At 52.2% G+C, this 13,386-nt stretch carries 12 protein-coding genes; 7 read left to right on the top strand and 5 right to left on the bottom strand.

Annotated features, from left to right (window positions below; all coding sequences use genetic code 11):
- The 6 genes from tuaD (at window position 1) to A372_RS0119805 (ending at window position 5,754) form a co-directional block, all read left to right on the top strand.
- Window positions 1–1,329, top strand: coding sequence for a UDP-glucose 6-dehydrogenase TuaD (tuaD, locus tag A372_RS0119830; RefSeq protein WP_019422641.1), 1,329 nt, complete (start codon window positions 1–3; stop codon window positions 1,327–1,329).
- 62 nt (window positions 1,330–1,391) lie between these two features.
- Window positions 1,392–2,798, top strand: coding sequence for a right-handed parallel beta-helix repeat-containing protein (locus A372_RS0119825; RefSeq protein WP_019422640.1), 1,407 nt, complete (start codon window positions 1,392–1,394; stop codon window positions 2,796–2,798).
- Between the two features lie 96 nt (window positions 2,799–2,894).
- Window positions 2,895–3,494 (top strand): dTDP-4-dehydrorhamnose 3,5-epimerase, encoded by a 600-nt coding sequence (gene rfbC, locus A372_RS0119820; protein ID WP_019422639.1) that lies wholly within the window; start codon window positions 2,895–2,897, stop codon window positions 3,492–3,494.
- Window positions 3,491–4,384: a dTDP-4-dehydrorhamnose reductase gene (rfbD, locus tag A372_RS0119815; RefSeq protein WP_019422638.1), complete on the top strand. Its 894-nt coding sequence runs from the start codon at window positions 3,491–3,493 to the stop codon at window positions 4,382–4,384. The genes rfbC and rfbD overlap by 4 nt, the downstream gene beginning before the upstream one ends.
- 41 nt (window positions 4,385–4,425) lie before the next feature.
- The gene (locus A372_RS34340; protein ID WP_083858892.1) at window positions 4,426–5,457 is read left to right on the top strand and encodes an LCP family glycopolymer transferase; all 1,032 of its coding nucleotides are present in this window, start codon (window positions 4,426–4,428) and stop codon (window positions 5,455–5,457) included.
- An 81-nt stretch (window positions 5,458–5,538) separates the two neighbouring features.
- Window positions 5,539–5,754, top strand: coding sequence for a hypothetical protein (locus A372_RS0119805; RefSeq protein ID WP_019422636.1), 216 nt, complete (start codon window positions 5,539–5,541; stop codon window positions 5,752–5,754).
- Between the two features lie 55 nt (window positions 5,755–5,809).
- On the opposite strand, the gene A372_RS0119800 is transcribed toward A372_RS0119805, so the two are convergent.
- The 3 genes from A372_RS0119800 to A372_RS0119790 form a co-directional block, all read right to left on the bottom strand.
- A complete protein-coding gene (locus A372_RS0119800; RefSeq protein WP_019422635.1) occupies window positions 5,810–6,262 on the bottom strand; it encodes a bactofilin family protein in 453 nt (150 codons plus the stop codon).
- A gap of 26 nt (window positions 6,263–6,288) precedes the next feature.
- Window positions 6,289–7,362, bottom strand: a complete 1,074-nt coding sequence (locus A372_RS34335) for a M23 family metallopeptidase (protein ID WP_019422634.1) — start codon at window positions 7,360–7,362, stop codon at window positions 6,289–6,291.
- Window positions 7,363–7,478: 116 nt separating this feature from the next.
- A complete protein-coding gene (locus A372_RS0119790; RefSeq protein ID WP_019422633.1) occupies window positions 7,479–9,680 on the bottom strand; it encodes a penicillin-binding transpeptidase domain-containing protein in 2,202 nt (733 codons plus the stop codon).
- Window positions 9,681–9,911: 231 nt separating this feature from the next.
- On the opposite strand from A372_RS0119790, the gene cls reads away from it, so the two are divergent.
- On the top strand, window positions 9,912–11,339 hold the full coding sequence (gene cls, locus A372_RS0119785) for a cardiolipin synthase (RefSeq protein ID WP_019422632.1): 1,428 nt from the start codon (window positions 9,912–9,914) through the stop codon (window positions 11,337–11,339).
- A 98-nt stretch (window positions 11,340–11,437) separates the two neighbouring features.
- On the opposite strand, the gene ligD is transcribed toward cls, so the two are convergent.
- Together ligD and A372_RS0119775 are read right to left on the bottom strand one after the other, a co-directional pair.
- Complete coding sequence (gene ligD / locus A372_RS0119780; protein WP_019422631.1) at window positions 11,438–12,346, bottom strand: non-homologous end-joining DNA ligase; 909 nt, start codon at window positions 12,344–12,346, stop codon at window positions 11,438–11,440.
- A 53-nt stretch (window positions 12,347–12,399) separates the two neighbouring features.
- Window positions 12,400–13,383 (bottom strand): ATP-dependent DNA ligase, encoded by a 984-nt coding sequence (locus tag A372_RS0119775; protein ID WP_019422630.1) that lies wholly within the window; start codon window positions 13,381–13,383, stop codon window positions 12,400–12,402.
- Window positions 13,384–13,386: the final 3 nt, after the last annotated feature.

The following is a 13,386-nucleotide window of genomic DNA, read 5'->3' as shown; positions in this document are numbered from 1 at the left end:
ATGAATAACATTTGTGTGATGGGTACCGGTTACGTTGGCTTGGTGTCTGGGACCTGCTTTGCCGAGATCGGACATAACGTCATCTGCTGCGATGTGGACGACAACAAGATCGCCAAGCTTCAACGCGGAGAAATCCCGATCTACGAGCCCGGTCTGGAAGACATGGTGCAATCGAATGTGAAGTCAGCGCGGCTGCACTTTACGACCGATATTGCACAGTCGATCCGTGAATCAGAAATCATATATATCGCAGTCGGCACGCCGATGTCTGACACCGGGGAGGCAGATCTGAGATATGTAATGGCGGTCGCGCAAACGATAGGACAACAACTGAACGGATACAAAATCATTGTTACGAAAAGCACGGTTCCAGTAGGAACGGGCAAAAAAATAGAGCAGGTAATCCGAGAACATATGAAAGACAAAAGCATCAAGTTTGACGTCGTTTCGAATCCGGAGTTTCTGCGGGAGGGCACTGCCATTGGGGACTGCCTATCTATGGAGCGGGCGGTAATCGGCGCTTCCAATCCGGAAGCGGCAATGGCCATTGCGCGGCTGCATGAACCGTTTCATACCAAAATATTCATTACGGACGTCGAGAGCGCGGAAATGATTAAGTATGCGGCGAATTCGTTTTTAGCCGTGAAAATTTCGTTTATTAACGAGATCGCCAACATTTGTGAACGCGTGGGGGCCGATGTGACGGATATTGCGGTCGGCATCGGCTTGGACAGCCGCATCGGCGATAAGTTTTTGCAGGCGGGAATTGGGTACGGAGGCTCCTGCTTTCCGAAAGATACGGAGGCGTTGAAGTTTATTGCGGAACAGAATGGAATTGAAGCGCGATTAATTCAAGCCGCCATTGAAACGAATGACAAGCAGCGCATGGTCGTCGTCGACAAATTGATGGAGGGACTCGGAGACATTTCCGGTTATAAAATCGCTATTCTCGGATTGGCATTTAAGCCGAACACGGATGACATGCGATATGCGCCTTCTTTGACGATTATTCCTGAGCTGATGAAGCGTGGTGCTCATGTGGTCGCCTACGATCCAATTGCTCAATACGAAGCGCCCAAATGGCTTCCTGCCGGAGTAGAGTATGTCAATGGCGTGTACGAGGCGGTAACTGACAGTGATGCGGCCATCATCCTCACGGAATGGGACGAAATTAAGTGGATGGATTTACATAAAGTGATGCGACTGATGAAACAACCGATTCTGATTGACGGGCGGAATTGTTTCTCATTAGAGAACATGCAGGGCTTGGGCTACTATTATGCAAGCATCGGGCGGAAGGTCATTACAGCGGAAAAAGTGCTGGCCTAACATAATAAGGGGACCTTCTTGAACCCGCGTGATAGATATACTGATGAAGAAGGAGATCGCAAATGAATATCCGCAACACAAATGGTTGGAATCGGAAAATCGATCGCAGAGCGCTGCTCACTTCATTGGGTATGTTCGGGGTCGGAATGGTAGGCGGCAATTGGTTGTCGAAAGAGCTGGAGCTCGGTGATGAGGGCGGTGACGTGGTGAACGCTGCTGCGGCTGCAGGTTCCGAAGCGAAGCTTAGTTGGCTGAATGTAAAATCGTTCGGAGCTAAAGGAAACAACAAAACAGATGATACCGCAGCGTTCCAAAAGGCATTGAAGCAGGCAGGGGGCGGTGTCGTATATGTCCCGAGAGGAACGTATGTCATCTCTGATACGCTGCAGTTGAAAGGGAACACATCGCTCATTGGGGATGGAAAAGCTCTGTCGATTATTCGGATGAAGGCACGGGGAAAAGACGGGATTCGTATTATCGATGCGAATCAGGCTTACGTAGGCCACATTCAAATCCGTGATGTGCTCAATCCGGGAGAAGCGGAAAGCCATGGCTTCAACATCATGTCGGGCAAACATGTCGTGTTGGAGCATTGCCAGGCCTTCAACTGTGATAATACGGGGATCCGAATCGGGTTCGATCATAGAGGCGTGACGGAAGACTGCAAGGTGCTTTTTTGCGAGGTGTCCAAAGTAGTTGAAGGCTCCGGCATCGAGGTTATTCGTGCCGATGGCGCCGTTGTGTTAGGCTGCACGGTTGCCGAATGTGCGCAGCACGGGATCCGTATATGCGGGGCAAAACGGGCCACTGTAAGTTACAATACGCTGTCCTATAACAACCAATCGGACATCTCGATCCAGGGGTTCGGGGACGGTCAAGACGTGTCGCATCGTGCCGAGCGGTTTTTGGTCTCCCATAATCAGTGTAAAGGCGGCGGGCAAAATGCCGGTATTATGCTGTTTAATTATGCGAATAACGGTGTCGTGTCCGAAAATGTCGTGCAAAACAATGTCGTGGGCATTGAAGCCTATGCGCCTAAGCAGCGGGGCAATTACGATGTGAGCTTCACCAACAATGTAATTATGCAGTGTCAAACCGGGATTCGTGTATTGGGAACGCAGAAAAGGTTGTATTTTAAGCAAAATGCAATTATGGACTTTGGGTTAAATGAGCTGGCTAAAAACACCGCGCAACTGACAGGGATCGATATTAACGGTCTCGGCGAGTCTCTCAATCATATATTTGTGGAGCATAACTCGATCACGAACGCTTGGAGCGAAACGGTTCAAATTGCCGTTAAAGTAAGAGAGCTCAAGGGCAACGCACAAATATGGATACGCCACAATCAAGTGGCGCTCCGCAAGCCGTTATCGGCCGGTTGGCTGCAGCATTTAGGGAATGAAGGGACGATCATTACGCGGGTAGGAAATGAAGAATCGAATGTAATGATTCCTATCGAAAACGTATAGAGTAAAGGACACTTTGAACAACCTCTTAGAGAACACCTTTTTGTGGTGACAAGCATATGATAATCAATATTGTGAGCATCACAAAGAGGTGGAAGAATGAAAGTTACTCATACGAAATTGAAAGAGGTATACATTATAGAACCGGACGTGTTCCAAGATGATCGCGGCTTCTTTATGGAAAGCTATCATGCGTTAAAATTGGAGCCGTACGGCATCATCCATTCGTTCGTACAAGATAATCATTCGTTGTCGGTGCAGACGGGAACGCTGCGGGGGCTGCATTACCAATTGGCTCCGCAAGCTCAGGCCAAATTGGTGCGGGTGGTGGCAGGGGCCATCTACGATGTCGCGGTGGACATTCGACCGGGATCGGCGACGTTCGGACAATGGATCGGTGTGGAGCTGAGCGCCTCTAACAAGCGGCAGTTGCTCATTCCGCATGGTTTTGCCCATGGGTTCTGCACGTTGGCGCCCGACACGGAGGTTCTGTATAAAGTAGATGCGTATTACGCTCCCGATCTGGATCGGGGAATTATATGGAATGATCCGGTCATCAACATCGCTTGGCCTGTCCAGAGCCCGATCATGTCAGAGAAGGATCAGAAGCATCCCTTGCTGTGTACCGCCGAACTGCCAAACGTAAATGGTGTGTTCCATGCGCCCACGGACGCTGGAAGTGAAGGCGAGCGCCTATGATGAATTCTCCTGCTGATAAAATACTTGTGACTGGCGCCAAGGGACAGCTAGGCGCCGAAATGATGGCCCTCCTTCAGCGGAAGGGGATAGTCGCGGTCGGTTACGGACGGGATGGACTCGATATTACGGATGCGGAGCAAGTGATGGACGTGATGCTGCGGGAGCGCCCGACTCATGTCATTCATGCTGGAGCTTATACGAAGGTGGATAACGCGGAAGGCGACCGGGATACCGCTTACCTGGTAAATGCGTATGGAACCCGCAATGTTGCGGTAGCAGCAGCGCAAGCCGGGGCGCGTCTCGTGTACATTAGCACCGATTATGTATTTGACGGACGGGCGGCGCATCCATACAACGAGTTCGAACCCGTGCGTCCGATAAACAGGTATGGGCGCTCCAAGTGGGAAGGGGAGCAATTCGTGCGCCAGCATCATTCCCGTGCATTCATCGTCCGCACCTCATGGGTATTCGGGGCTTATGGGGAGAACTTTGTGAAGATGATACTCCGCAAGGCGCAGACCGAGTCAGAGCTGCAGGTCGTTCACGATCAAGTCGGCTGTCCTACTTATACGCTCGACTTGTCAGAGGCGATCATTCGTCTGCTCGCGACCGATAAATACGGTACCTATCATATAACGAATAGCGGTACATGCTCATGGCATTCGTTCGCCGCTGCCATCGTGGCGGAAGCAGGCTTGTCCACGAAGGTTCGCCCTGTCGGAACATCGCAATTTCCGCGTCCGGCACGCCGTCCGGGATATTCGGTGTTGGAGCCAATGGCGCTGCGGCTGAACGGCTTTCCCCTGTTGCGGCATTGGACGGAGGCGCTGCAGCATTTCGTGAAGGAGTGCATAGAGAAGCCGCAGAGCGATTACAACGGGAAGAAGTAAAAGAAGAAGTAAAAGAAACATTACCGGTACCCGGAGGGGTTATGATGAAGCAACTATGGAATCGTTGGCGGCCTTGGCACAAGGTCGCCTTTGTGATGTTCGGCACCCTTCTGATTGCCGGGACGGTGGGGTGCATTACGGTATGGTGCATGCTTAAAGAGACGGCAGATACGATGTATGAGCCGCTTCCTTCCCGAGAAAGGCCTGCGTTGCTGGCATCCGATGGGGCGAATTCCGGCCGAACGGACCATCCTAAGCTGTCCGCAGGTTCGGATGCTGACGGCAACCGCGCACCGCTATCCGTGCATGACGGCGGTATGCCCGATTTATCCGCCCAGGACCCGTTCACGCTGCTCATCATTGGAGTCGATGAACGGGACGGGGATCGCGGCCGCTCTGATACGCTTGCGTTCGTTACGGTTCAGCCGAAGCGGGGAACGGCATCTATTCTGAGCATTCCGCGGGATACGCGAACAAGGATTGAGGGGACAAGCATAGAGGATAAAATCAATCACGCCTACGCCTTCGGCGGTGTGCCGATGACCGTAGCGACCGTGGAGAAGCTGCTTCAGGCGCCTGTACACTTTTATGTGAAGACGAATATGGAAGGCTTTACGGCCATGATCGACGCGATCGATGGCGTGGATGTAGCGAACGCGTTTGACTTTGATCTGGATGGAGCCGTGTTTCAACAAGGGAATATTCATTTAAGCGGCAGTGATGCGTTGCAATTTGTCCGCATGCGCAAGCAGGACCCGGATGGTGATTTCGGCCGAATGAGCCGGCAAAGGCAAGTGCTGCAGGCGATGCTGCATAAAGCGGGCCGTCTCAGCTCGGCTGCCAGTTGGGGCACTCTGCTCGACCACGTAAAACGGTATGTGCGCACGAACATCCGGTTTGAGCAGTGGTCCGATTTATGGCTTCATTATCGCTCGGAGATTAATAATGTGGAGCATGACACACTGCAGGGCAAGGGCGCGAAAATTGGCGGAATTTATTATTTGCTTGTCGATGATCAGGAGAGGCAGCGGGTGGGAAAAAATATTTATAAAAATTTGGATGATACACCTTGACAAATGTATTCACAATACTTTACATTTGTGATACGAATTGTAACGTGAGAAGCGGACAATCGATGCAAAGGGGAGTGCCTAATGAAGACGGACGTGCGGCAAACCGAGCAAGCGATATATTGTATTGGGTGCGGACAGATGCTCGACGAGGAACATTCCATGCTGCATTTTCGAACAGGATTTTATTATGGACGTATACCATTAGGCGCGTGTCAACCCTGCATAGCAGCCTATACACCGTTACAAATGCTATGGAGAGCGGTCATGTCGGAAACGGCGTACGGCTATCCGAATTAAGCATCTTTCCTACCGGTAATTCTTCTTCCTCTATATATGGAACGAGAAGCAAGCGCTACCCCGCTTGCTTCTCGTTCACCTTTTTCTCCTCTGTTTCCGAATTGCTTCCTTCCGCCTTGCGTTTTCCTTTGTGGGCGCCCGAATGATCTTCAGTAGGGGCCAGCCGCTCTACGAGACTGGTTCCGTTCAATATTCCGCCTTCTTCGATAACGAGCAACCCGGATTCGCAATTGCCGCATACTTGGCCGGTTGAAGTGATAAGCAGCTTGCCGGAAGTATGTATATCGCCGACGACGGTACCGGCAATGACGATAAAGCTGGCGGACAGCGTGGAGTGCGCTTCACCGCGTTCACCGATCGTGATGGAGCCGCTGCTTGTAATTTCCCCTTTGAATTTTCCGTCAATGCGGATATTGGATTCACAATGGATGTTACCTTCGAATGCTGTGCCAGGCCCGATAAAAGTGTCGGTTTGCTTCGGCTGATACGCTGCACGACGACGAAACATGTGTGATACCTCCTTATATGGCGCAGTTAATATTTCTCTCTGCTGCCTGACGATAGCTGCGGCTCCTTCGGCAGGACAGGCCGGCGATTTAACGGGGAAGGCTGACTGGTTGAAGAAGAAGCGGATGTCACGGACGGGGCGCTCCCTACGAACGGAAGCGGGTCAATTGGCTCGCTTTTCTGCACAACCTGGAAGTGAAGGTGAGGCCCGGTACTGCGCCCCGTACTGCCAACCTTCGCGATTTCATCCCCTTTTGCCACCCGCGATCCTGCCTCGACATCGATACGCTGCAAATGCATATACCAAGTGTCCAGCTGATTGACGTGCCGGATAATAATATAGTGGCCGCGGCCTGAATTGAATCCGGCTTCAATGACATCGCCGTCTGCAGCGGCATATACCGGGTCGCCCATCTCGCCGCCGATGTCGATACCTGCATGGAAGGCGGCTCGCCTGTTGAGGGGGTCCTGCCGGTATCCGAAGCTGGATGTGATGCGGCGTGACGTCGTCGGCCAGATGGACGGCGTTCCGTCTATTGTCGTTTGTTTCGTAAGCGCCTGCTTCATTGTAGCAGGAGCACTCTGCTGTACTGTGGCGAGCATGTGGCGAACCTGTTCCAGATCGAAGCTGGAACGATGGGCAAGATCGATAATCTGCTCGGAGCGCACCTTTTGTGCCTCGCCGCCGACTTGAACGCGCTCGTTCCAAGCGGTGTGCCGAGCCGTGTAGGTTGATGGACTATCTTTTTCCGTCCGGACGTCGATATAGCCCTCGACGAACTGCTGCATCTGCATCTCTAGATTGCTCATCTGTTCCACGCGGTCTTTGACCGATTGAGTCTCGGAGGAGAGGCGGACGATCTCGTTCTGCAGCACACGAATCGCCTCATCTTTATCCTTCACGGTAATGTTCAATGCTAACGATTGATTGGAGAGCTGGCCTTCCAAATCGCGAATGTGAGCGGCCGATTTCCACTGCATGCTTAAAATAAGACCGGATATGGACAGTACAGCGGCAATCGGAACGGAGACAATTAGCATTTTCGACATATTCAATTGTCTGACAGTCTGTTCCGCGTCGCGGATGACAAGTAACGTCATTCTTCCCTTCCACCAACGCCGTTTCATCATATCACCTCGGCTTTAGCGTCAACTGCAAGTTTACTCTCTATTGCACTCTATTCAATTGTCTCTCCAAACATACCTTTTTTATTTCGTCACTCTTTTACATCAGCTGTCTTTGCGGCGCCCTGATCAGCGTTCCGCTGCTTATAGATCGAGTGGCCGGATGCCAAAAACAGCTTTACACGTCGATTTCCGTCCTGATTCTGTTCCTCTTGCTTAACGACGTAACCTTCCCCCTCAATATCTACCTTCCATTCGAGCAATTGACAGATAGCGAGCGCATCGCGCAACGGCAGACCTGATAGGGAAGGCAGCTTGATTCGTTCGCGCTTGTCCGTCACCAAGTAGACTGCTTCCTCCGTGAACAGCTTTGTCCCTTCTGACGGATATTGCTCAAGCACCTTCGAACCGTTGCCCAGCACGACCGCATCGAGACTTTCCTGCTTAATGGATGCGACGGCAGCCTTGACTTCCTGCGCGATGTAATTCCCAGTGGTTGCCTGCGGCTTCGGCCCGCTCTGGTTCCCTGCGCCCCCGGCAGAATCGGCTGTGCGCGACGTGTCTGCAACGTTCTTTTCCGGCTTGACGCCCATATACTGCATCGTGCGCAGCATCGTGTCGCGGAAGGCGGGCATTGCCACACGGCCTCCAAGGGTATAGTCTCCGTTCATCTGCGGCTGATCCACGACAATTGCGACGACCGCCTTCGGATTGTCTGCGGGCGCATAACCGACGAAGGAAATGAGCCAAGTTGTTTTGGAATAGCCGCGTCCCTCTGGAATCTGGGCCGTCCCCGTCTTGCCAGCTACACGATAGCCGTCGATATAGGCAGGCTTGCCCGTGCCATTAAGGATGACCTTCTCCAAGCGTTCGGTTACTTCTTTGGCCGTGGCAGCGGACACGATGCGCCGTTCGCCGCGCGGTGAAGAGGCAGGAGTGTGAATGATGCTCGGCTGCTTCCACGTCCCGCCATTCGCAATCGCTGCATAGGAGGTGGCGAGCTGGAGCGAATTGACGATAATCCCGCCTTGACCAAAGGTTGCCGTAGCGATTTCGGAAGGCCGCTCGAAGGCAATGATTGGTTTGGATTCGCTGCCTAATTCGATACCGGTCTGCTTCGCGAAGCCGAAGCGGGTAATGTAGTCTTTAAGCTTGTCCGCCCCAAGCTGTTCGAGCCCGAGCTTGATGAAGGCGACATTACTTGACTTCTCCAGTCCTTCCTGATAACTGATGTAACCCCATCCTTCAGTTTTGACATCGTGAATGGGGCTCCGGCTCCCTGACACGGTGATGTGTCCGGATTTGAAATGATCCTCCGCCCGGAATACACCTTCCTCGATAGCTGCGGCTAACGTGACTAATTTGAAGGTGGAGCCAGGCTCGTACCCGAAGTGGATCGTATGATTCGTCAAGGCGCCGATGTCGGGAATCTTCCAGTAGCTGTTCGGATTGAAGTCTGGCATGGAGGTCATGGCAAGCACCTCCATCGTGTTCGGATCCATGACGACGCCCATCGCTTTGTGCGGGCGCCACTCTGCCATCACCTGCTTCATTGCATCATTCAGAAAACGCTGAATTTCAATATCTATCGTCAACGTTACCGATTCTCCGTCCGTCGGGTATCGGATCGTCTCCTTGCCGCTTGGAATGGGATTGCCTCGATTATCCTTCAGGAACTCCACCTTGCCGTCTTGGCCTTGGAGAAGAGCGTCGTATTTTGCTTCAGTTCCCGAGATCGCTTCGCCTTCCTTGTTAATGTAGCCGACAACATGGGCGGCTAATTCATTATAAGGATAGTAACGCTTCGTCGCTTTTAGAAGGCCAACGCCATAGTCTGGGAAATGCAGCCATTCGCCAAAGTCGTTATATTCCCCGAAATGCTCCTTGAAGCGATCCAGTTGGGTATAATCCATATTCCAGCCTTGCGTGTGAACTTCCACTTGCTGCTGCTTCGTTCGCTTGATGAGATCTTCCAGCTCGGATCGCGGCTTGCCAATGAGATCATGCAAGCCGCTGGCCACCTTGTCTCCCTGATTAAGCTCTGCAATCTCTTTCGGAAACAGCACGAGGTTGTATGCGGAGGCTTCCAGCGCCAGAGGCTTGTGATTGCGGTCGTAGATCGTGCCGCGCTTCGCCTGAAGCACTTCGCTGCGTGCCCAGGTTCGCAGGTTGCTTTCCATGTAAAAGTTATAGTTTACGACTTGAATCCAGAATGTGCGTATGATTAATACGATAAAGACGCATACCATGAGCATACCGAGAACGATGACACGCAATCGTATCCTCTGATTCATTGGTAAAATCCTCCTTGCCCGATTCGAATGGTAATATTTACTTTACCTTGATTGTTATTGTAGCACAAGGCATAGGAGGCACTACAAAGGCTAAAAGAAGTGTTCAAAAAGTCCACTTTTAACCGCGAAGATCATCTGGCATCATGACCGGATTTCCGTTTCTCCCCGCCCCAAATTATGATATAGATTAAAATATGTAATTTCTTTACGAGGTCGGAGGTTAACCTTATTATGATATGGGTCGTAGTGGCGCTGCTCATTTATGTTTTTCAAATCATTACGATCGTGCTATTGGAGTATAAGCATCCTTCCAAAGCCGTTGCATGGCTGCTCATTCTGTTCTGTTTTCCGCTCATCGGCTTTGTGATGTACTATTTTCTAGCACAGGAATATACAGCCCGCCGCCGGGTAAGGAAGCGGGAGCTATGGGCGGATGATATGAGCAAGCGCGACCAGGTGCAGTTTCGAGAGATACGAAATGTATCGGAATTGAATAACCGTGAAATGCAAGGACAAGCGAGGCTGTTCGCTTTGATTTCTTCGTTGTCCGCGAGCCCGATTACAGGCCGCAACCGAACGAAGGTGCTGACGAATGGTCAAGCCACCTTCGAATCCATGCTTGAGGCGATTCGTGCGGCGGAGCGCCATATCCATATGGAATTTTACATTTTGCGGGATGACGGCATCGGAACGATGTTTCAAGACGCGCTCATTGCCAAGGCGAGAGAAGGCGTAAAGGTGCGCATCATTGCGGATGGAGTGGGGAGCATTGAGCTGCGGCACAAATTTTTGCGCAAATTTCGGGAAGCAGGCATAGAGTTTCATTGGTTTTTGCCGTTGTCGGTTTCCTTCTTCCGCCGCCGCTTGAATTACCGCAATCATCGCAAAATTCTAGTCGTGGATGGAAAGACAGGCTTTGTGGGCGGCATTAATATCGGAGACGATTACTTGGGCCTGAACCGCAAGCTTGGCTTCTGGCGGGACACGCATCTGCGGGTGGAAGGGGATGGGGTATTCGCATTGCAGGCGGTATTTCTGCATGATTGGTCATTCGTAAAAGAAGAGACATTGAACCGTTCGGATATGTTCCCGGATCACCAGTGCACGGGGCGTGAGCAGGTGAAAATGATTTCTAGCGGACCGGATACGAATTGGGACGCCATTCAGGAGCTCTTCTTCGGGGCATTGAGCATGGCGAAGGAAAGAGTATGGATTATAACGCCGTATTTCATACCCGATTCCAGCATTCAATTGGCGTTGAAAACGGCTGCGGTTAGCGGTATCGAGGTACGCATCATCATACCGGGCAAGTCAGATTCGAAGATTGTGGACTGGGCTTCCTTATCCTATGTCGAGGAGCTGATGCAGGCGGGCGTTACCTTCTATCAATATCAAAAAGGCTTTGCCCATGCAAAGACGTTCATCATGGACCGTACGCTCGCTTCGGTCGGTACGGCGAATCTGGATATGCGGAGCTTCTTCAGCAATTTCGAATTAAATGCGGTGCTGTTTGATGAAGACGCAATCGATCGTTTGGAGGAGGACTTCCATCAAGACTTTGCGGATAGTGTAGAGATTGACTATCATGCGTTCGCGAGACGCTCACGCTGGCAGCGGACTGCCGAGGCTTTTGCCCGGTTGCTATCGCCGCTTCTCTAAGAGGTTGTTCACAAAGTCCCAAGCGGCCTTTTTGAACACGTACTTTAAGAAGTTGTTTAAAACAGGATGCTTCATCGGGGACAACCTCTATCGGAATTTTATGTTTGCTTCGCAAGCATTTGGGCGGACAGGGCCTGTAAAACCGCCTCAATGGGTTGAGGCACGGCCTGTTGAATGAGATCGCCGATAGCTTGCAGTCGTTCCGCCGCATTCAACAGATTGAACTCCCGCGGCTTCGGATTGCGATGGACCTCGTCCCAAGTAAGCGGCATCGATACAGATGCATAGCGTGTCGCCCGCGGTGTGTACGGTGCGGCAATCGTCCTTCCGGCATCGTGCTGCATGTAGTCAATGTAGATGCGATCGCCCCGGTTTTTTTTGAAGCGCTCAATCGTGAACAGCTTCGGGTGCTGTTCACATAGATAGGTGGCGAGCAGCAGCCCCAGCTCTTTTAACTGGGTGAAGGAAGGACCTTTCTTAATAGGTATGACCAGTTGCACTCCAGTGGCGCCGGATGTCTTCGGGATGGAATGAATGCCGAGCTGCTGAAGGAGCTGACCGACGATCGCGGCTGCCTCCATGATTCGCTCCTCTTCCTGTACGGAAGGATCCAGATCGATAATCCACTCGGAAGGGAATGGATCATGCACCCGATGAAGGGAAGGATGGTACTCGATGCAGGCCAGATTGCCAAGCCAAATAAGCGTGGGCACATGCTGCAAGACGACATATTCAATCCCTTCCTGAACAGCGGTGTGTACGAATGCCGGTGTAGGGGCAGGCGCATTTTTTTGATAAAAAAAATGGCCGTCCACGCCGTCTGGATAACGAATCGTCGTTAAATAGCGATCTCGGCAGGCGGGCAGCAGAAAGGGGCTCAAGCGAATGAGCTCCTGGATGAACCGCACTTTCGTAATCCCCATCTCTGGCCAGAGCATCTTGTTCGGATTCGTAATGACAAGCTCATGGCCGTCTACATTCAACGCAGTAGACGCTTGTTTTCTCATTGAGTGTTTCCCTCCCGTTTCCCGTTTCCTAATTCCTGATTACTGTGACCCTATTAGAGATTGTTCAACAACGGAAAAATTTGAATTCGCGGATGTCGCAGCTGCCCTGCCGGCGTGTATTCGAGCGCAGACACACGAATAGGAATCGGCTGCTGGAACCATACGATCGGTTCGCGCATCAAGGATGTTGGAATGGATCCAACGGCAGGGCGAGACGCTTCATATTGAACGGCCCAAGCGAGCAGCAGTTGCCGGTGGGTCTCGTCCAACCCAATGGAGGCTTTGCCGATATATTGCTGCTGCTCGTTCGTCAGCACGACGCTGGCGGGGCGCTTGCCGTTCAGCAGGAAGCCGACAGCCCAGCCATCAAGCTGCACGTCCTTCTTATGCTTGTACCAATCGCGGTGCTGCTTGCCCGACACATAGGGGGAAGCTTTGCGCTTGCTTACGACGCCTTCCCATTCATGCTGCTGCACCCATTCCCAGAGCGAAGCTCCATCGGAGAATGTATCTGCGACGAAGCAGTGGGCGCTCTTCTCCGGAATGAGCTCAGTCAGCATATGATGCCGCTCCTCGTACGGAAGCGATCTCACGTTCTGCTCGCGGATGCCTAGCACGTCAAAGACGACGTATGTGGCATGCAGGCCGGTATGGAGCGGATTCTGGCTGCGCGTCCGCTCACGTTGCAGCACGAGCGGGAATGAAGGCCGGTTCAGCGTCGGGTCGAAGACGACGACTTCGCCGTCAAGCAGCACGGATTGTCCGGTAAGCGAGGCGCATCGTTCCAGCGTGACCGTCACTTCGCCAAAGATTGCGGTTTTCTCCAACAATCGTTTGGAGAACAAGCGCACTTGGCCGCGATGGCACTGCGCTATGATACGGACACCGTCCCACTTCAGCTGATGCAGCCAGTCAGCACCCTCCGGGATGCGGTCCACAAGCAGCGGCGACATCGGCGGCGACGGAAGCGCAAGCGAAGCGGGAAGCGTTGGCTCTAATCGCGAATGGCGCACGGATCTGCCGGCAGCGTCATTCATAGC

Source organism: Paenibacillus sp. OSY-SE (genome assembly GCF_000283315.1).
GTDB classification, from domain to species: Bacteria; Bacillota; Bacilli; order Paenibacillales; family Paenibacillaceae; genus Paenibacillus_B; species Paenibacillus_B profundus.
Note: the sequence above shows the minus strand (reverse complement) of the source record. Positions and strands in the feature narration are given on the sequence as shown.

What these genes read in the sequence shown, in the direction of transcription:
- rfbD (WP_019422638.1), top strand. Translation starts at nt 3,491, where the DNA reads ATGATGAATTCTCCTGCTGATAAAATACTTGTGACTGGCGCCAAGGGA.
- tuaD (WP_019422641.1), top strand. Translation starts at nt 1, where the DNA reads ATGAATAACATTTGTGTGATGGGTACCGGTTACGTTGGCTTGGTGTCT.
- ligD (WP_019422631.1), bottom strand. Translation starts at nt 12,346, where the DNA reads ATGAGAAAACAAGCGTCTACTGCGTTGAATGTAGACGGCCATGAGCTT.
- A372_RS34340 (WP_083858892.1), top strand. Translation starts at nt 4,426, where the DNA reads ATGATGAAGCAACTATGGAATCGTTGGCGGCCTTGGCACAAGGTCGCC.
- rfbC (WP_019422639.1), top strand. Translation starts at nt 2,895, where the DNA reads ATGAAAGTTACTCATACGAAATTGAAAGAGGTATACATTATAGAACCG.
- A372_RS0119805 (WP_019422636.1), top strand. Translation starts at nt 5,539, where the DNA reads ATGAAGACGGACGTGCGGCAAACCGAGCAAGCGATATATTGTATTGGG.
- A372_RS0119790 (WP_019422633.1), bottom strand. Translation starts at nt 9,680, where the DNA reads ATGAATCAGAGGATACGATTGCGTGTCATCGTTCTCGGTATGCTCATG.
- A372_RS0119800 (WP_019422635.1), bottom strand. Translation starts at nt 6,262, where the DNA reads ATGTTTCGTCGTCGTGCAGCGTATCAGCCGAAGCAAACCGACACTTTT.
- A372_RS34335 (WP_019422634.1), bottom strand. Translation starts at nt 7,362, where the DNA reads ATGACGTTACTTGTCATCCGCGACGCGGAACAGACTGTCAGACAATTG.
- A372_RS0119825 (WP_019422640.1), top strand. Translation starts at nt 1,392, where the DNA reads ATGAATATCCGCAACACAAATGGTTGGAATCGGAAAATCGATCGCAGA.
- A372_RS0119775 (WP_019422630.1), bottom strand. Translation starts at nt 13,383, where the DNA reads ATGAATGACGCTGCCGGCAGATCCGTGCGCCATTCGCGATTAGAGCCA.
- cls (WP_019422632.1), top strand. Translation starts at nt 9,912, where the DNA reads ATGATATGGGTCGTAGTGGCGCTGCTCATTTATGTTTTTCAAATCATT.